Origin of the sequence: Pseudomonas sp. NFPP25 (genome assembly GCF_900116505.1) — a bacterium.
Classification (GTDB): domain Bacteria; phylum Pseudomonadota; class Gammaproteobacteria; order Pseudomonadales; family Pseudomonadaceae; genus Aquipseudomonas; species Aquipseudomonas protegens.
The window spans coordinates 116,051-127,902 of record NZ_FPBG01000007.1 but is presented as its reverse complement, the minus strand read 5'-3'; the positions used below and the strand labels follow the sequence as shown (position 1 = coordinate 127,902).

At 56.3% G+C, this 11,852-nt stretch carries 11 protein-coding genes and 3 tRNA genes; 3 read left to right on the top strand and 11 right to left on the bottom strand.

Annotation, left to right across the window (positions count from 1 at the left end; all coding sequences use genetic code 11):
* Positions 1-39: 39 nt before the first annotated feature.
* From BM382_RS25810 to BM382_RS25775, 8 genes are all read right to left on the bottom strand, one after another.
* The gene (locus BM382_RS25810; protein ID WP_011062271.1) at positions 40-312 is read right to left on the bottom strand and encodes an HU family DNA-binding protein; all 273 of its coding nucleotides are present in this window, start codon (positions 310-312) and stop codon (positions 40-42) included.
* A gap of 149 nt (positions 313-461) precedes the next feature.
* Positions 462-2,858 carry an endopeptidase La gene (gene lon, locus BM382_RS25805; RefSeq protein WP_011062272.1) on the bottom strand — a complete coding sequence of 799 codons (2,397 nt, stop codon included), beginning with the start codon at positions 2,856-2,858 and terminating at the stop codon, positions 462-464.
* A gap of 162 nt (positions 2,859-3,020) precedes the next feature.
* Entirely contained in the window at positions 3,021-4,304 is a 1,284-nt protein-coding gene (gene clpX, locus BM382_RS25800; protein WP_011062273.1) for an ATP-dependent Clp protease ATP-binding subunit ClpX, read from the bottom strand.
* 112 nt (positions 4,305-4,416) lie between these two features.
* On the bottom strand, positions 4,417-5,052 hold the full coding sequence (gene clpP / locus BM382_RS25795) for an ATP-dependent Clp endopeptidase proteolytic subunit ClpP (RefSeq protein ID WP_011062274.1): 636 nt from the start codon (positions 5,050-5,052) through the stop codon (positions 4,417-4,419).
* A 92-nt stretch (positions 5,053-5,144) separates the two neighbouring features.
* On the bottom strand, positions 5,145-6,455 hold the full coding sequence (gene tig / locus BM382_RS25790; protein WP_011062275.1) for a trigger factor: 1,311 nt from the start codon (positions 6,453-6,455) through the stop codon (positions 5,145-5,147).
* A gap of 411 nt (positions 6,456-6,866) precedes the next feature.
* Positions 6,867-6,951: transfer RNA gene (locus tag BM382_RS25785), tRNA-Leu, on the bottom strand.
* 57 nt (positions 6,952-7,008) lie between these two features.
* A tRNA-His gene (locus BM382_RS25780) sits at positions 7,009-7,084 on the bottom strand.
* Positions 7,085-7,116: 32 nt separating this feature from the next.
* A tRNA-Arg gene (locus tag BM382_RS25775) sits at positions 7,117-7,193 on the bottom strand.
* A 280-nt stretch (positions 7,194-7,473) separates the two neighbouring features.
* On the opposite strand from BM382_RS25775, the gene folD reads away from it, so the two are divergent.
* A complete protein-coding gene (gene folD, locus BM382_RS25770; RefSeq protein ID WP_011062276.1) occupies positions 7,474-8,328 on the top strand; it encodes a bifunctional methylenetetrahydrofolate dehydrogenase/methenyltetrahydrofolate cyclohydrolase FolD in 855 nt (284 codons plus the stop codon).
* A 282-nt stretch (positions 8,329-8,610) separates the two neighbouring features.
* Entirely contained in the window at positions 8,611-9,549 is a 939-nt protein-coding gene (gene pbpG / locus BM382_RS25765) for a D-alanyl-D-alanine endopeptidase (RefSeq protein ID WP_011062277.1), read from the top strand.
* A 53-nt stretch (positions 9,550-9,602) separates the two neighbouring features.
* Here the strand turns inward: pbpG and BM382_RS25760 are convergent, their stop codons facing one another.
* Positions 9,603-10,277: a peptidase C39 family protein gene (locus BM382_RS25760; RefSeq protein WP_011062278.1), complete on the bottom strand. Its 675-nt coding sequence runs from the start codon at positions 10,275-10,277 to the stop codon at positions 9,603-9,605.
* Positions 10,278-10,499: 222 nt separating this feature from the next.
* Between BM382_RS25760 and BM382_RS31935 the strand changes: the two genes are divergently transcribed.
* Positions 10,500-10,670, top strand: a complete 171-nt coding sequence (locus BM382_RS31935; protein ID WP_011062279.1) for a hypothetical protein — start codon at positions 10,500-10,502, stop codon at positions 10,668-10,670.
* Positions 10,671-10,749: 79 nt separating this feature from the next.
* On the opposite strand, the gene BM382_RS25755 is transcribed toward BM382_RS31935, so the two are convergent.
* Both BM382_RS25755 and BM382_RS25750 read right to left on the bottom strand, forming a co-directional pair.
* Positions 10,750-11,505, bottom strand: a complete 756-nt coding sequence (locus tag BM382_RS25755) for a TerC family protein (RefSeq protein ID WP_011062280.1) — start codon at positions 11,503-11,505, stop codon at positions 10,750-10,752.
* A gap of 30 nt (positions 11,506-11,535) precedes the next feature.
* A complete protein-coding gene (locus BM382_RS25750) occupies positions 11,536-11,787 on the bottom strand; it encodes a hypothetical protein (RefSeq protein WP_011062281.1) in 252 nt (83 codons plus the stop codon).
* Between the last annotated feature and the right edge of the window lie 65 nt (positions 11,788-11,852).

The following is an 11,852-nucleotide window of genomic DNA, read 5'->3' as shown; positions in this document are numbered from 1 at the left end:
CATGACCCCGACCCGGATGGGCAAAGACCCTGAAGAAACTTAGTTAACGGCTTCTTTCAGTGCTTTACCGGCTTTGAAACCTGGCTTTTTAGCAGCAGCGATTTCCAGAGTCTTACCGGTCTGTGGGTTACGACCGATACGCGCTGGACGATCAGTTACGGAGAAAGTACCGAAACCAACCAGCACCACAGAGTCACCGGCCTTCAGAGCGCCAGTAACGGATTCGATTACTGCGTCCAGCGCACGGCCAGCAGCAGCTTTCGGGAGATCAGCAGATGCAGCGATAGCATCAATCAGTTCCGACTTGTTCACTCTAAGTCCCCTTATATATCTATGAGTATGATTCTAAGTTTTTTTGGTGAAAGCAAAAACGAGTGCTGAATGGCCTACAGACACTTAAGAGCCGCTTTATAACAAGGGCTCTAAAAAGCTGTCAAGGAAGCCCCCCAGGCTAATGCGTACTAATGCGTGCTAATTCTTTCCTTAGAGTCAGACTCGCGTTTTTCGTCCTTTGCGACTATCTCGGGAGCCACATCCGGCAAGGGCTCCGGCGCGTATTGCAGCGCAATTTGCAGGACTTCGTCAATCCATTTAACCGGTTTAATCTGCAGATCCTGCTTGATATTGTCAGGAATTTCTTTCAAATCGCGAACATTCTCTTCCGGAATGATCACTGTCTTGATTCCACCCCGATGAGCGGCGAGTAATTTCTCTTTCAACCCGCCGATAGCCAATACCTGACCACGCAGAGTGATCTCGCCCGTCATTGCCACATCAGCCCGCACCGGAATGCCGGTCAGCGCCGAAACCAGCGCCGTGCACATGCCTACACCCGCGCTGGGGCCGTCTTTCGGGGTCGCCCCTTCAGGCATGTGGATATGGGTGTCGCGCTTCTCGTGGAAGTCCAGGGGAATGCCCAGGCTCTTGGCCCGGCTGCGCACCACGGTCAGTGCTGCAGTGATCGACTCGACCATCACATCGCCCAGGGAACCGGTCTTGATCAACTGACCCTTGCCCGGAACCACAGCGGCTTCGATGGTCAGCAGCTCACCGCCCACTTGAGTCCATGCCAACCCGGTCACCTGACCGATCTGGTCTTGCTGCTCGGCCAGGCCGTAGCGGAATTTGCGCACGCCGAGGAAGTGCTCCAGCAGGTCGGAAGTGACCTTCACCGAGAAGCGCTTTTCCATCGCATGCTCTTTCACCGCCTTGCGGCAAACCTTGGCAATCTGCCGCTCCAGGCCGCGTACACCGGCCTCGCGGGTGTAGTAGCGAATGATGTCGCGGATCGCATCCGGCTCGAATTCCAGCTCGCCCTTCTTCAGGCCGTTGGCTTGAATCTGCTTGGGCGAGAGGTACTTGACCGCGATGTTGATCTTCTCGTCCTCGGTGTAGCCAGGCAGACGAATCACCTCCATCCGGTCCAGCAAGGCCGGCGGAATATTCATCGAGTTGGAGGTACAGAGGAACATCACATCGGACAAGTCGTAATCGACTTCCAGGTAGTGATCGTTGAAATTATGGTTCTGCTCGGGGTCCAGCACCTCGAGCAATGCCGAGGCCGGATCACCGCGCATATCGCTGCCCATCTTGTCGATTTCGTCGAGCAAGAACAGTGGGTTGCGCACCCCCACTTTTGTCATCTTTTGAATCAATCTTCCTGGCATCGAACCGATGTAAGTCCGACGATGACCACGAATCTCCGCCTCGTCACGCACGCCACCCAGGGCCATGCGTACGAACTTGCGGTTGGTAGCGTTGGCGATCGACTCCGCCAGGGAGGTCTTACCCACCCCAGGAGGCCCCACCAGGCACAGTACCGGGCCACGAATCTTTTTCACCCGCTTCTGTACGGCGAGGTATTCGAGAATGCGTTCCTTGACCTCTTCCAGGCCATAGTGGTCAGCATCGAGAATATCTTCGGCACGTGCCAGATCGAGACGAACCTTGCTCTGTGCCTTCCACGGCACCTGAACCAACCAGTCGATATAAGAGCGGACCACAGTCGCCTCGGCAGACATCGGCGACATCTGCTTGAGCTTGTTCAGTTCGGCCTGAGCCTTGGTCATGGCGTCTTTTGGCAGGCCTGCGGCATCGATACGCTTTTTCAGCTCCTCGATTTCGTTGTGCCCTTCGTCGCCATCACCCAGTTCTTTCTGAATGGCCTTCATCTGCTCATTCAGGTAGTACTCGCGCTGGCTGCGCTCCATTTGCTTCTTGACGCGACCACGGATGCGCTTTTCCACTTGCAGCAGATCGATCTCGGCGTCCAGCAATGCCAGGACATGCTCGACCCGAGCGGACAGATCGATGATCTCGAGGATTTCCTGCTTCTGCTCGATCTTCAACGCCATGTGCGCAGCCATGGTATCCACCAGGCGGCTTGGCTCATCGATGCTATTGAGGGACGACAGCACCTCGGCAGGGACTTTCTTGCCCAGTTGCACGTACTGCTCGAACTGGGACAGCAGACTGCGAACAAACACTTCCGACTCACGGTCAGGAGCATCGACTTCGTCAATCAGGGAGACTTCGGCACGGCAATGGCCATCAACTTCGCTGAAGCGCTCAACAGCACCACGCTGTTCGCCTTCAACCAATACCTTGACGGTGCCATCAGGCAATTTGAGCAACTGCAAGACAGTCGCAATGGTACCTACGCGATAGAGTGCATCTTCACCGGGATCGTCATCAGCAGGGTTTCTCTGCGCCAGCAAGAGAATCTGCTTGTCGCCCGTCATCGCTGCCTCGAGGGCTTCGATCGACTTCTCGCGCCCCACGAACAGCGGGATAACCATGTGCGGATAAACCACAACATCACGCAATGGCAGGAGAGGCAATTCGATGGTTGTCTTCATGATTTCGCCTCTACGGCGGCCGTAAGGCCGTAAACAGATGGAAGTAAGCTTGAAACCAAGATGGGGGCTGCCTGGAAAAAAAACAAGCTCAAAGACAGCACTTTAAGGCGCTAAAAACAAAGGGGCCCGAAGGCCCCTTCTTTCATTCCAACAGCGCGACGCTTACGCGTCTGGCGCCGCCTTGGCCGTCGGCTCACTGTTCTCATAGATGTACAGTGGCTGGGACTTGCCTTCAATAACGCTTTCGTCGATCACTACTTTACTCACCTCGGACTGCGAGGGGATTTCATACATAGTGTCGAGCAGAACACCTTCAAGAATGGAGCGCAGGCCACGAGCACCAGTCTTGCGTTCAAGGGCTCGCTTGGCGACGGACTTCAAGGCATCGGTACGGAACTCCAGGTCAACACCTTCCATCTCGAACAACTTGGCGTACTGCTTGGTCAAGGCGTTCTTCGGTTCGGTGAGGATCTGAATCAATGCCGCTTCGTCCAACTCATCCAAGGTCGCCAGGACAGGCAGACGACCGACGAATTCCGGGATCAGACCGAACTTGACCAGATCGTCAGGCTCGACTTCACGCAGGGACTCACCGACTTTCTTGCCTTCTTCCTTGCTGCGAACTTCTGCGTTGAAACCGATGCCGCCCTTGGTGGAACGGTTTTGAATAACCTTTTCCAGACCCGAGAACGCACCACCACAGATGAACAGGATGTTACGGGTATCGACCTGCAGGAATTCCTGCTGCGGATGCTTGCGACCACCTTGCGGAGGAACGGAGGCAACCGTGCCTTCAATCAACTTCAACAGGGCTTGCTGAACGCCTTCGCCGGAAACATCCCGGGTAATCGAAGGGTTGTCAGACTTGCGGGAAATCTTGTCGATCTCATCGATGTAGACAATGCCCATCTGGGCCTTCTCTACGTCGTAGTCGCACTTCTGCAGCAACTTCTGAATGATGTTCTCGACGTCTTCCCCCACATAACCGGCTTCGGTCAGGGTAGTGGCATCTGCGATGGTGAAAGGTACATTCAACAGGCGAGCCAGGGTTTCGGCCAACAGCGTCTTACCCGAACCTGTAGGGCCGATCAGCAAGATGTTGCTCTTGCCAAGTTCGACGTCGTCACTCTTCTTGTCACGCTGGTTCAGACGCTTGTAGTGGTTGTACACCGCTACTGCTAGAACCTTTTTTGCACGCTCCTGACCAATCACATACTGATCAAGGATGCCGCTGATTTCTTTAGGCGAAGGCAATTTATGCGCGCTGCTCTCGGCCTGTGCTTCCTGCACCTCCTCACGGATGATGTCATTGCACAGGTCGACGCACTCGTCGCAGATAAAGACCGAGGGGCCGGCAATCAATTTGCGCACTTCATGCTGGCTTTTGCCACAGAAGGAGCAATAAAGCAGTTTGCCGTTGTCCTCGCCGTTGCGGGTGTCAGTCATTCGTTCGATCCAAATCCGATAGGCTTGCAACACAAGATGAAGGCTATTGCGGGCTTTTTCAAGCCCGCCACTGATCGGAACAACCGACCATGCCTATTTTGAGCTGCTTATTTTAAGCGGGGCGCTGGTTGATGACTTCGTCGATCAACCCGTACTCACGCGCAGCTTCGGCGCTCATGAAGTTATCGCGATTGGTATCGCGCTCGATTTCTTCCAGGGTGCGCCCGCTATGCTTGGCCATCAGCGTGTTGAGACGCTCACGGATGAAGAGGATTTCCTTGGCATGGATTTCAATATCCGATGCCTGGCCCTGGAAACCGCCCAGTGGCTGGTGAATCATCACTCGGGAGTTTGGCAGGCAGAAACGCTTGCCTGGAGCGCCGGCTGTCAGCAAGAACGCGCCCATGCTGCATGCCTGGCCAATACAAGTGGTTGAAACGTTAGGCTTGATGAACTGCATGGTGTCGTAGATCGACATGCCAGCTGTCACCGAACCGCCCGGGGAGTTGATATAGAGATGGATGTCCTTGTCCGGGTTTTCCGCTTCAAGGAACAGCAGTTGCGCACAGATCAGGTTGGCCATGTAGTCCTCTACAGGGCCCACCAGAAAGATCACTCGCTCCTTGAGGAGGCGCGAGTAGATGTCGTAGGCGCGCTCGCCACGAGCGGACTGCTCGACAACCATCGGGACCAGGCCGCCTGCGGCCTGGATATCAGAGTTCTGCTGAATATACGAATTACGGAACATGCTCTGCAGTCACTCCCAAATAGTCACGTCTTGAATACGCATAAGCCAGCGCGAAGGCTGGCTTATGGTGTGTGCTTCGAACGAGAAGAAAATCAGTCGGCTTGAGGTGCTTCTACCGGCTTGACCGCTTCTTCGTAGGAGACCGATTTGTCGGTCACGCTAGCTTTCTGCAGAACAGTATCCACAACTTGTTCTTCCAGCACAACCGAACGAACTTCGTTCAATTGCTGCTCGTTCTTGTAGTACCAGGACACGACCTGCTCAGGTTCCTGATAAGCCGAAGCCATTTCCTGGATCAGCTCGCGAACGCGGTCTTCATCAGGCTTCAGATCGAACTGCTTAACAACCTCGGCAACGATCAGACCCAGTACCACGCGACGCTTGGCCTGCTCTTCGAACAGCTCGGCTGGCAGTTGATCCGGCTTGATGTTGCCACCAAATTGCTGGACAGCTTGAACGCGCAGACGGTTAACTTCGTTGTCCAGCAGCGCCTTCGGCACTTCGATCGGGTTGGAGGCCAGCAGACCGTCCATGACCTGATTCTTCACTTTGGACTTGATGGCCTGACGCAGTTCGCGCTCCATGTTCTTGCGAACTTCGGCGCGGAAGCCTTCCAGACCTGCCTCCTTGATACCGAACTGAGCAAAGAACTCCTCGGTCAGCTCTGGCAGCTTAGGCTCGGAAACGCTATTGACAGTCACAGTGAACTCGGCGGCCTTGTTGGCCAGGTCCAGGTTCTGATAGTTCTCAGGGAAGGTCAGATTCAGGACGCGCTCTTCACCCGCCTTGGCGCCTACCAGGCCTTCTTCGAAGCCAGGAATCATGCGACCCGAGCCCAGCACCAGCTGGGTACCCTTGGCCGAACCGCCAGCGAAGACTTCACCGTCGACCTTGCCAACGAAATCGATGTTCAGTTGATCGTCGTTCTGCGCAGCACGATCGGCCACTTCAAAACGCACGTTCTGCTTGCGCAGGATTTCCAGCATGTTATCCAGGTCGGCATCAGCCACATCAGCGCTCAGGCGCTCAACGGCGATGTTTTCGAAACCGGCAACAGTGAACTCTGGGAACACTTCAAAAGTGGCAACGTACTCCAGGTCCTTGCCCTTCTCCAGCACTTTAGGCTCGACCGAAGGAGCGCCGGCAGGGTTCAGTTTCTGCTCGACAACGGCTTCATAGAAGGAAGCCTGGATCACATCACCTACTGCTTCTTGACGCGCATCAGCCTCATAACGCTGACGGATCACGCTCATTGGAACCTTGCCAGGACGGAAGCCTGGAATCTTGGCCTTTTGGGCAGTCTGCTGCAGACGCTTGTTGACCTGGCTCTCGATGCGCTCAGCCGGCACGGTGATGCTCATGCGGCGCTCAAGAGCAGAAGTATTTTCAACAGAAACTTGCATGGATATTCCTCGTTGCACAGACGTTAGCCGGCCGTTTTCCGACCCCAGAATCAAGGGCATGCATTCTAGAGGGTCAAACTCAAGAAGTCACCCTACTGAAAACGGGTAAAAAACCGCCGGCAATGTGAAGGCGGGGACAAAGGATTGAGCCTCGCCATGAGAGCAAATATTGCGAACCAAACCAGGGCCTCTACTTCAACCCTTCTATATATAGAAGGAGTCGTTCAGCACACCCCTGAAAAACGCCAGCCAATAGCTGAAACCCGGAACCTTCAACGACCAAAGGACAACATTCTGCCACTCAACCGGCTCATCGGATGCAGCCATTTAGAGGTATCAAATCCAGAAACGAAAACGGCGCAGCCCTTTTCAGGTGCTGCGCCGTTATCTGCTATTAACTAGCTACTTTATTGGTGCGGACGAAGAGACTCGAACTCTTACACCTTGCGGCGCTGGAACCTAAATCCAGTGTGTCTACCAATTCCACCACGTCCGCGTAACAAGCTTTTAAAGCAAAGGCGCCAGACTATTAATCTGGCGCCTTCTTCGAATATGGGGTGGACGATGGGGATCGAACCCACGACAACAGGAGTCACAATCCTGTGCTCTACCAACTGAGCTACGCCCACCATATTGCGTTACTTGTGCCAAAGCTGCCTAATGGCGCACCCGGCAGGACTCGAACCTGCGACCATCCGCTTAGAAGGCGGATGCTCTATCCAGCTGAGCTACGGGCGCCTTATTAATCTGTATTCTTTAACGATTACAAACTAATTGCTTTCAGTCGTTACGAGTTAAACATCAACTCTGCCCGACCTTCTTAACCAGTGCTAGGCTGTGCCCGACAAGTGCGACGAATGTTATAGACGGTCCGTTAGGTCGTCAACTCTTTTTTGAAAAAAATTCATTTAATTAAAGGGCTTAGGGGAATTTGCAGACCAAGCGCCTTTGCCCTCACGTTCCGACATGCGAGAATGCGTTCTCTTTTTCTCACCCTCTCGATGGTTAATCACGCGTCATGACTGCACAACTAATCGACGGCAAGGCGATCGCCGCTAGCCTGCGCCAGCAGATCGCCAAACGCGTCGCCGAGCGTCGCCAGCAAGGCCTGCGTACTCCAGGCCTCGCGGTGATTCTGGTCGGCAGCGACCCGGCCTCTCAAGTTTATGTCTCGCACAAGCGTAAAGACTGCGAAGAGGTCGGCTTCCTTTCCCAAGCCTATGACTTGCCCGCCAACACCACTCAAGAGGACCTGGCCGGCTTGATCGACCGCCTCAACGATGACCCGAACATCGATGGCGTCCTGCTGCAGTTGCCGCTTCCCGAGCACCTGGACGCTTCTCTATTACTGGAGCGTATTCGCCCGGACAAAGACGTGGACGGTTTCCATCCTTATAACGTCGGTCGCCTGGCCCAGCGCATTCCACTGCTGCGCCCTTGCACCCCCAAGGGCATCATGACCCTTCTGGAAAGCACCGGTGCCGATCTGTACGGCATGGATGCAGTGGTTGTCGGCGCTTCCAATATCGTTGGTCGCCCGATGGCCATGGAGTTGCTGCTGGCCGGTTGCACCGTGACCGTGACCCACCGCTTCACCAAGGATCTGGCTGGTCATGTCGGCCGTGCCGACCTGGTAGTCGTAGCCGCCGGCAAGCCGGGCCTGGTCAAGGGCGAGTGGATCAAGGAAGGCGCAATCGTCATCGACGTTGGCATCAATCGCCAGGACGACGGCAAGCTGGTGGGTGATGTGGTGTATGAAACCGCCCTGCCCCGCGCCGGCTGGATCACTCCAGTACCTGGTGGCGTCGGCCCCATGACCCGCGCCTGCCTGCTGGAAAACACGCTGTACGCAGCCGAATCGCTGCACAGCTGAGTTTGCTGCCCCGCAACAGAAAACCCGCCAATGGCGGGTTTTTTTATTCTGAAATTAAAGGCCGCCCGGGGTCTTTATCACCCCTGACTCTTAGCCCGCGCCCATTGCTGCGCAAAGCCCTACCGTTCAGGAAAAAAACGTGTTTTTTCTTTATTTTTAAGGGCTTTCGGCTGACCGTGGAAGAACAATCGACAGTTCTTCAGCCATACTCATAAAATGTAACGTTTTTCCCAGAAAGCCCGTTACCCAACGGCATATCCATTCTTTATCGAGTCCGCCCGCGTGAAAATTCGTCTCTCCATTCTCAGCTTGTTGTTTGCTGTGTCCGGCACACTGATCGCGCACAGCGTCGACGCCAGCGAAACCACCGCGGCGCCAAGAGACACTTCACAATTGCATATCGCGTCCGGCAGCGCCCTGCTGCTGGATCTGCAGACCAACAAAGTCATCTATTCCAGCAACCCGGACGTGATAGTCCCCATCGCCTCGGTGACCAAGCTGATGACCGCCATGGTGGTCCTGGACGCCAAGCTGCCCCTGGACGAATACATCTCCATGAACATCAGCGATACCCCGGAAATGAAAGGGGTGTTCTCCCGGGTCAAGCTCAACAGCGAGCTGAGCCGCCGGGACACCCTGCTGATCGCCCTAATGTCTTCGGAAAACCGCGCTGCCGCCAGCCTGGCCCATCATTACCCGGGCGGCTACGCAGCGTTCATCGCAGCAATGAACGCCAAGGCCAAGTCCCTGGGCATGACCCACACCCGCTACGTGGAGCCTACAGGCCTGTCGATCCACAACGTTTCCACCGCCCGTGACCTGAGCAAGTTGCTGGTGGCTTCGCGCAAGTACCCGCTGCTCAGCGAACTGAGTACCACCAAGGAAAAGACCGTAGCCTTTCGCAAGCCCAACTACACCCTGGGCTTCCGTAATACCGACCATCTGGTGAACAAGGAAAAATGGGACATCAAGATCACCAAGACCGGCTTTACCAACCAGGCGGGCCACTGCCTGGTGCTGGTCACCAGCATGGGTAATCGCCCGGTAGCGCTGGTGATTCTCGATGCCTTCGGCAAATACACCCACTTCGCCGATGCCAGCCGCATCCGCAATTGGGTCGAAACCGGTAAGAGCGGCTCGGTACCGGACGTCGCCCTGCGCTACAAAGCGGACAAGAACCTGAAGAACCGTCAGGTCGCCGCTCCCCAGGCCTCACACTGATACCCGGCAAAAAACAACGGCGCCCTCAGGCGCCGTTGTTGTCTGTAGCACACTCAATGACTGTCCAGTGCCTTGCTCGCCCGGGCTGCCGCCTGCTCCTGGCCGGCCTGGGCCAATTCATTGACGGCTTTCAACCAACGCTGGCGATCCACCTTGGCCGGCAACTGGTTGGGGGCCTGGATCAGTACCGCAAAGCTGCCGGCACTCTTCCAGGATGACTCGAACTCGCTGAAGCTCATCAGTTGCCGACGGCTTTTCGCCCCACGCAACAGCACTGTCTGCTTGTCGCGGTTGTAGCCGGCCAGTACGGCGTAGCGCGGCTCAGCCCAGAATGTCGAACCCTCGGTAAAGCGTACAAGCACCGGGTAACCCGCCGCCACCTGCGTCAGCAACGCCGACAATTGGTTATCCAGGGGATAGACGACCATGCCGTATTCACGCGCCAGGTTCTGCATGTTCTGCTGCAACTGCGCCTCGGCACCCGGCAGATGCAATGGCTTGTCCAGCAGACCGGGCGTGATCACCACGCCCTGCTGCGACAGCATGCTGGCCAGTGCACCTGGGCCGCTCTGGTACATCTGGCCACGGAAAGACGGCACGCTGTTGAGTTCGACACGTTCCGGCAGGCGCTGGATGTCAGGCTGCACGCTACCGGCACAACCGGCTAGGGCCAAGACACAGGCGCTGGCCAGCAGCGCCACTCGAAACCGAGGAAATACCCGCACCATCTTTGCTCTCTATTCAGACACCGGGCGACCCGCCTCCGGCTGGGGCCCTGATAATAGGGCGCCCGCGGGCAAGGGTATAGCGTTAGGCGCCAGTTAATTGAAAACCATAGAGCGAAGTGTTCGAAGACTCTCGACTATTGGTCAATAGCTTGAAACACATAGGCTACTAGACTGTCGATTGTTAAGAGTGTGTGCCCCGCACGGGGCATAAAGGAGGCACTTATGAGCCTGACAACGACCATCCTGATGCTGATCCTCGGCTGGCTGGCGGTAGCCGCCGCTATGCTCTGGGGCGTGCTGCGCATCACCCGCCGCCACCATCATCAGCCCCGGCAAGCAGCCCCCGCCATCAAGGCTGGAAAGAGCGCCCGGCGTCCTGCCGCTGCCCACTGATCAAGGTTTCCCCTACCCCTGAAACAAAGCGGCCGCCTGACTCCAAGGAGTACAGGCGGCCGCCAGTCATGGCTGCGGATCAAGCGTCGCTATGGGCCGCCTGACGCTTCTGCCGGGCCCGGCGGGCCAGCATGTTGAGACTCTCAATGGCCGCCGAGAAGGCCATCGCCGCATACACATAGCCCTTGGGCACATGGGCGCCGAAACCTTCGGCGATCAGGGTCATGCCGATCATGATCAAGAAACCCAGGGCCAGCATCACCACGGTCGGGTTGTCATTGATGAACTTGGCCAGCGGTTCGGCCGCCAGCAGCATCACCAGCACCGACACCACCACGGCAATGATCATGATCGGCAAATGCTCGGTCATGCCGACTGCAGTAATGATGCTGTCGATGGAGAACACCATGTCCAGCAACAGGATCTGACCGATCGCTGCGGCAAAGCCGATAGCCACGCCCGGAGTCTCGTTCTTGGCCTGCTCAGGTTCAGGGTCCATGCTGTGGTGGATTTCCGTGGTGGCTTTCCACACCAGGAACAGGCCACCGGCAATCAGGATCATGTCCTTCCAGGAGAAACTCTGCCCCATCACTTCAATCACCGGCTCAGTGAGCTGGACGATGAACGCAATGGTACTGAGCAGCGCCAGGCGCAGGATCAAGGCCATGCCGATACCGATGCGTCGTGCCTTGGCCCGATGCTTTTGCGGCAACTTGTTGGTGAGGATGGAGATAAAGATCAGGTTATCGATGCCAAGCACGATCTCCATCACCACCAGGGTGGCCAGGGCGACCCAGGCGGTGGGGCTTGCAGCGAGCTGTAAAAGGTAATCCATGGGTCAATCCTGACTCGGTTGTATGAAAGATCAGATTTCCTGGGACGCAGGCGCTGGTTTCTTCTCGCTGTCGTCCTCTGGCTTTTCCTTGCCGGTCACGCTCTGAGTCGCATCGCTGAGCGCCTGTTCCGCCGCTTTGTGGGTATCGTCGATGGCCTGCTTGGCCGACTCCGCCGCCTTGCCCAGCATCTGCTGCGCGCTTTTTTCCGCCTGGTCACAACCCGCCAGGGTCAGCATAGACAGGGCCAGCAGCGACGCTGCGCCCAAGGTTTTGAAAGACATGCCGTATTCCTCGATAGATCGGACGGGACCAAGTAGGGCCCCGGCGATAGCGAGGCATTCTAAGG

Coding starts and splice junctions, on each gene's coding strand:
- lon (WP_011062272.1), bottom strand. CDS start 2,858: ATGAAGACAACCATCGAATTGCCTCTCCTGCCATTGCGTGATGTTGTG.
- clpX (WP_011062273.1), bottom strand. CDS start 4,304: ATGACTGACACCCGCAACGGCGAGGACAACGGCAAACTGCTTTATTGC.
- clpP (WP_011062274.1), bottom strand. CDS start 5,052: ATGTTCCGTAATTCGTATATTCAGCAGAACTCTGATATCCAGGCCGCA.
- tig (WP_011062275.1), bottom strand. CDS start 6,455: ATGCAAGTTTCTGTTGAAAATACTTCTGCTCTTGAGCGCCGCATGAGC.
- folD (WP_011062276.1), top strand. CDS start 7,474: ATGACTGCACAACTAATCGACGGCAAGGCGATCGCCGCTAGCCTGCGC.
- BM382_RS25760 (WP_011062278.1), bottom strand. CDS start 10,277: ATGGTGCGGGTATTTCCTCGGTTTCGAGTGGCGCTGCTGGCCAGCGCC.
- BM382_RS31935 (WP_011062279.1), top strand. CDS start 10,500: ATGAGCCTGACAACGACCATCCTGATGCTGATCCTCGGCTGGCTGGCG.
- BM382_RS25755 (WP_011062280.1), bottom strand. CDS start 11,505: ATGGATTACCTTTTACAGCTCGCTGCAAGCCCCACCGCCTGGGTCGCC.
- BM382_RS25750 (WP_011062281.1), bottom strand. CDS start 11,787: ATGTCTTTCAAAACCTTGGGCGCAGCGTCGCTGCTGGCCCTGTCTATG.